The 4352-nt window shown below is 69.5% G+C and carries 5 protein-coding genes; 1 reads left to right on the top strand and 4 read right to left on the bottom strand.

Features of this window, described 5'->3' with window-relative positions; all coding sequences use genetic code 11:
• The first annotated feature begins 114 nt into the window (after positions 1–114).
• Positions 115–399 carry a hypothetical protein gene (locus tag AC2W7M_RS20585; RefSeq protein ID WP_486134510.1) on the top strand — a complete coding sequence of 95 codons (285 nt, stop codon included), beginning with the start codon at positions 115–117 and terminating at the stop codon, positions 397–399.
• 14 nt (positions 400–413) lie between these two features.
• Here AC2W7M_RS20585 and AC2W7M_RS20580 read toward each other — a convergent pair whose 3' ends face one another.
• The 4 genes from AC2W7M_RS20580 to AC2W7M_RS20565 all read right to left on the bottom strand — a co-directional run bounded on the left by AC2W7M_RS20580 (position 414) and on the right by AC2W7M_RS20565 (position 4214).
• Complete coding sequence (locus AC2W7M_RS20580) at positions 414–689, bottom strand: hypothetical protein (protein WP_486134508.1); 276 nt, start codon at positions 687–689, stop codon at positions 414–416.
• Between the two features lie 142 nt (positions 690–831).
• Complete coding sequence (locus AC2W7M_RS20575) at positions 832–1305, bottom strand: CYTH domain-containing protein (RefSeq protein WP_486134506.1); 474 nt, start codon at positions 1303–1305, stop codon at positions 832–834.
• 226 nt (positions 1306–1531) lie between these two features.
• Positions 1532–3046 (bottom strand): pyruvate kinase, encoded by a 1515-nt coding sequence (gene pyk, locus AC2W7M_RS20570; protein ID WP_486134504.1) that lies wholly within the window; start codon positions 3044–3046, stop codon positions 1532–1534.
• 289 nt (positions 3047–3335) lie between these two features.
• Positions 3336–4214, bottom strand: a complete 879-nt coding sequence (locus AC2W7M_RS20565) for a 2-hydroxy-3-oxopropionate reductase (protein ID WP_486134502.1) — start codon at positions 4212–4214, stop codon at positions 3336–3338.
• Positions 4215–4352 lie beyond the last annotated feature (138 nt).

Here is a 4352-nt window from a genome sequence, read left to right as displayed (position 1 = left end):
GGCCGATGGCCGCCGGCCTCGCGGTGCTCCCTCGCGCCGCGCTGGCCCCGCCAAGCGCGTGGGGCCCCAGCTCGACGCGCAGGGGCAAGAGCGACCTGCCGGGGCCAGCAGTCCGTGGACCCGGAGCTGGACCCCTTTCCCTTCGACGGCCGGCTGGCGCTGCGCGCCTATTTCAAGGAGCGCCTGCCCTCCATGTGGTGGGCGAACGAGCCGGAATACAATCTCGGGCGCTATTCAATTACCGTGCACGTGCCCGATTCCTGGCGCGGCAACCCGACCTCGGCCCTGCTCGCGCTCTGCCCGCAGGCCCACAGCAACCTGTGGACCGGCATCCGGTCGTTCGAGGTGAAGGCGATGTACAAGAATGCCCCGTGGCCCGGCGTCACCTGCCGGCCGTGAGCGGCCACGCCCGGTCAGCGCGGCGGGGTGGGCACGGCCGGCGGCGCCGGCTCCTCGCGCAGGGGGCCGTGGGTCATCTGGTTGACCTGCATGCGCTGCGCCCGGCGGCGCTCGTTCACGCCCAGGAACATGGCGCGCAGGACGAAGCCGAAGAACACCATCGTGCTCGCGGTGGACAGGATGATGACGAGGCCCGCCACCACCTGGAACGCCACGGAGGGATAGAGCGCGGCGAGCGGGATGACGCTCAGCACGGCAATGGTCAACACGATGGCGCGGAGTTGCGGCATGGCCTTCGTCCGGAAGGTGCTTCCGGACGAACCGGACGCGGTGATCGGCGAAAATATCACCGGCGACTCGTGAAATAAAGCTGAAGTGGGGAGACTTCGCCTGTCGGCGTGACGTCCGCCCGTCCCTGCGGTCCGCAGGGGCTCAGATGTCGCCGCCGTAGCCGAGCGGCGCGCGCACCAGGGCCGAGTTGCGGTAGCGCGGATCGGCGGTCACTTCGTCGCCTGCCCAGGGCGGCAGGTCCACGGTCTCGTCCGGGTGCCCGAGCTCGACCTCGGCCATGACCAGGCCGTCATTCTCCGCCTCGAAGACGTCGACGACCCAGGTCCGGCCGCCATAGTCCACGAAATGGCGCACCTTCTCGATGATCGGCCGGGTGCACAGCGTCTCCAGCATGGCGGCGCCGTCGGCGAAGGGAATCTTGTACTCGTACTCCGCCCGCGAAATGCCTTCGGTGCGGCTCTTCACAGTCAGGAACGCCTCGTCGCCGGCAAGGCGGATTCGCACGGTGGCATCCGCGCCGAGGCACAGATAGCCCTGGCGGATGTGGCAGGCCCTGGCACCAGCACGCCAGGCCTCGGAGGTGACGAGAAACTTGCGCTCGACTTCGACGGACATGACGGAGCGGATCCCAGGCGACAGCCACTTCGACCATAGCCCGCCCGACCCGGCCCCCGTCCAGCCAATGGCCGGGGCGGCGTCGCAGGAAAACGTTTTCTTGCAGTGCAATATCCACGACGTGTGGTCAAAAAACCACGGCCGCCCGAAGCGGCGGCCGTGCAATTGCGCGGTTCTTGACCGCAGGCTCCCACAGCCGGGCCGATCGCCGGACCGCCTTTCCCCGTCAGGCCGGCACCTTGCGCTTGGGCATGGTCGACGCCTCCGCGTCCACGTCGTGGCGCGACGGCGGGTTGGTGGCGCCGATGGTGGTGATGCGCATGATGTTGGTGGTGCCCGCCTTGGCGAACGGCACGCCGGCGGTGATGGCGAGGCGGTCGCCCGGCTTGCCGAGGCCGTGCTCCACCGCCACCCGCACCGCCGTGTCCACCATCTCGCCGAAGGAGTGGATGTCCTCCTTCATGTGCACGGCGTGCACGCCGTACGAGAGCGCGAGGCGCCGCGCGGTCTCCACTTTGGGGGTGAGGCCGAGGATCGGGATCAGCGGCCGCTCGCGCGCCGCACGGAGCCCCGTGGTGCCCGAGGAGGTGAAGGCCACGAAGGCGGTGGCGTCCACGGCGATGGCGGCCTGGTAGGTGGCCTTGGTCACGGCGTCCCCGATGGTCTTGCCCCATTCCGCCTGCGTGGCGTCGAGCACCTGGCGATAGCCGGGATCGCGCTCAACGTGGCGGATGATGTCGTCCATGAAGGTCACGGCCTCCACCGGGAACTGGCCGGCGGCGGTCTCGGCGGAAAGCATCACGCAGTCCGCGCCCTCATAGACCGCGGTGGCGACGTCGGAGACCTCGGCGCGGGTGGGCACCGGGGCGGTGATCATGGATTCCAGCATCTGCGTCGCCACGATCACCGGCCGGCCGAACTTGCGCGATTCGGTGATCATGCGCTTCTGCAGCGCCGGCACCTCGGCCAGCGACAGCTCCACGCCCAGGTCGCCGCGCGCCACCATGATGGCGTCGGAGAGTTCCACCAGCTCGGTCAGGTGCTCCACCGCCGCCGGCTTCTCCATCTTCAGCATCACCGCGGCGCGGCCCTTGATGAGGTCGCGCGCCTCGTGGATGTCCTCCGGCCGCTGCACGAAGGAGAGCGCGATCCACTCCACCCCCTGCTCGCAGGCGAATTCGAGGTCGGCGCGGTCCTTCTCGGTGAGCGGCGACAAAGGCAGCACCACGTCGGGGATGTTGAAGCCCTTGTTGTTGGAGAGCTTGGTGCCCGCCACCACCTGGGCCTCCAGAAAGCCCTTGCCCTTCTTGACCACCTTGAGGCGCACCTTGCCGTCGTCGCACAGCACGGTGGAGCCGACGGTGAGCGCCTCAAGGATGTCGGGGTGCGGGATCGGCACCCGCGTCTCGTCGCCGGGCCGGTCCACGTCGGCGTCGAAATGCAGCACGTCGCCGGCCTTGAGCGCGATGGCGCCGTCCTTGAACCGGCCGATGCGCAGCTTCGGCCCCTGCATGTCGGCGATGACGCCGACGGGCCGGCCCATCTCCTTCTCCAGGCGGCGGATGCGGGCGAGCACCTCACCGTGATCGGCCTGGGTGCCGTGGGAGAAGTTGAGGCGGAACACGTCTACGCCGGCCAGGAACAGCGCCTTCAGCTTCTCCTCGCTGTTGGAGGCGGGGCCCACGGTGGCGACGATCTTGGTGGAGCGGTCGCGCTTCGGGTGGTGTCGCTTGTTGGGCATCCGATGTCCTCCTGGCTCCCGGCTTCGTTGGGCACGGGCTGGCGTGTTTAGGTCATGATGGCCCGCAATCGTGTAAGCATAAAGTCGCAGAAGAGGCAGCAGGGTTGCCGCATCGGGGCGCCGCGCACGTCCCCTCTGCTCCCCTCACCCTAACCCTCTCCCCGCCGGGGAGAGGGGATGCGCCCGGCTTGCGGCTGGGCGCGCCGGGGCGCCCTCTCCCGGAGGGGGAGGGTAGGGGCGAGGGGGTCGCCGCTTGGCGGGAGAGCAGACCGCACTCCCGCCGCGCAGCTCACGCCACGTCGTGGCCGGCCATCAGCTCCAGCGCCTTCACGAGCGCCGAGTGGTCCCATTTCGCGCCGCCATGGGCGACGCAGGCGTTGAACAGCTCCTGGGCATTGGCGGTGTTGGGCAGGCTCACGCCGAGCGCGCGGGCGCTCTGGAGCGCGAGGTTCAGGTCCTTCTGGTGCAGCTCGATGCGGAAGCCGGGATCGAAGGTGCGCTTGATCATGCGCTCGCCGTGCACCTCGAGGATGCGCGAGGTGGCGAGCCCGCCCATGAGCGCCTGCCGCACCTTGGCCGGGTCCGCGCCCGCCTTCGAGGCGAAGACGAGGCCTTCCGCCACCGCCTCGATGGTGAGCGCGACGATGATCTGGTTCGCCACCTTGGCGGTCTGGCCGGCGCCGACGCCGCCCACCAGGGTGATGTTCTTGCCCATCTTCTCGAACAGCGGCTTCACGGTCTCGAAGGTGGCGTCCGCGCCGCCCACCATGATGGTGAGCGAGGCGGCCTTGGCGCCCACCTCGCCGCCGGACACCGGCGCGTCGAGATAGTCCGCGCCCAGCTCCTGGAGGCGGGCGGCGAACTCCTTGGTGGCGACCGGGGAGATGGAGCTCATGTCCACCACGATCTTGCCCGCCGAGATGCCCTCGGCGACGCCGTCCTTGCCGAACAGCACCTTCTCCACGTCCGGCGTGTCGGGAACCATGGTGATGATGATGTCCGCCTTGCGCGCCACCTCGGCCGGCGAGCCGCAGTCCACGGCGCCCTTGTCGAGCAGGTCCTGCGCCGGCTTGGAGCGGTTGTGGACATAGAGCGTGTGGCCGGCATCGATGAGGTGGCCCGCCATGGGGCGGCCCATGATGCCGAGGCCGATGAAACCGACGTTCATGTGCGTTCTCCTGAAGAGTAAGATGTTCTCTGTCGCCGGGACCGTCCGGGGACCGCCGCGCCCCCTCTCCCATGGGGGAGAGGGCGGGGTGGAGGGGATTCCGCCGCTGGGCGAGTGCGACCGGCCCGAGCCAGCCGC

The organism is Xanthobacter sp. BG11Y11_SDJG (assembly GCF_057364445.1).
This window is presented reverse-complemented; position numbering and strand designations above follow the sequence as displayed.

Excerpts from the sequence above, each read along its gene's own strand:
- AC2W7M_RS20580 (WP_486134508.1), bottom strand. The coding sequence starts at position 689 with ATGCCGCAACTCCGCGCCATCGTGTTGACCATTGCCGTGCTGAGCGTC.
- pyk (WP_486134504.1), bottom strand. The coding sequence starts at position 3,046 with ATGCCCAACAAGCGACACCACCCGAAGCGCGACCGCTCCACCAAGATC.
- AC2W7M_RS20565 (WP_486134502.1), bottom strand. The coding sequence starts at position 4,214 with ATGAACGTCGGTTTCATCGGCCTCGGCATCATGGGCCGCCCCATGGCG.
- AC2W7M_RS20575 (WP_486134506.1), bottom strand. The coding sequence starts at position 1,305 with ATGTCCGTCGAAGTCGAGCGCAAGTTTCTCGTCACCTCCGAGGCCTGG.